Source organism: Vibrio sp. 10N.222.48.A3 (assembly GCF_041475345.1).
GTDB lineage: Bacteria > Pseudomonadota > Gammaproteobacteria > Enterobacterales > Vibrionaceae > Vibrio > Vibrio tasmaniensis_A.
This window is the reverse complement of record NZ_JBFRVX010001711.1, coordinates 1-648: the sequence shown is the minus strand read 5'-3', so window position 1 is coordinate 648 and position 648 is coordinate 1. Positions and strand designations below refer to the sequence as shown.

Below are 648 nucleotides of genomic sequence, written 5' to 3'. Positions count from 1 at the left end.
AGGTTATCACCGAGATTCAACGCGTGTGTATCATGATGGAGAAAGGGATTCTTGATTATGATTTAGCTTATAAGAAGATCCAAGGGATCAGTCCCGAACGCTACAACCGTTGGTTAGTTGTCGTAATGATAGGGCTATCGTGTGCTTCTTTTAGCCGTCTTGCTGGCGGAGATTGGCATGTCTTTATGATGACGTTTATAGCTTCGGCTTGCGGTATGATCGTGAGACAAGAGATTGGTCATCGCCATTTCAATCCGTTATTAAATTTCGCTATTACCGCTTTTGTCACCACCACCATTTCAGCTCAGGCAGTGCTCTACAATATTGGTGGTCAACCCACTATCGTGATGGCTTCGTCAGTATTGATGCTAGTGCCCGGTTTTCCTTTGATTAACTCCGTAGCAGATATGCTTAAAGGCCACATTAATATGGGTCTCGCACGCTTCACCATGGCCAGTTTATTAACGTTGGCTACAAGCTTAGGTATTGTCGCAGCGATGAGCCTATCTGACGTATGGGGGTGGGTGAACTAATGACTATTTTTGAACTTTTTGTTGGGTTACTCAACGACATGTTTTTTGCTGCGATTCCTGCGGTTGGTTTTGCATTGGTGTTTAACGTCCCGCAACGAGCGTTGATCTATTGTGC

General features: G+C 44.8%; 1 protein-coding gene. It reads left to right on the top strand.

Going from position 1 to position 648, the window contains the following annotated elements; genetic code table 11:
* On the top strand, positions 1-533 hold a 533-nt coding region (locus AB4653_RS28555; protein WP_372106007.1), incomplete at its 5' end, for a threonine/serine exporter family protein.
* Positions 534-648: the final 115 nt, after the last annotated feature.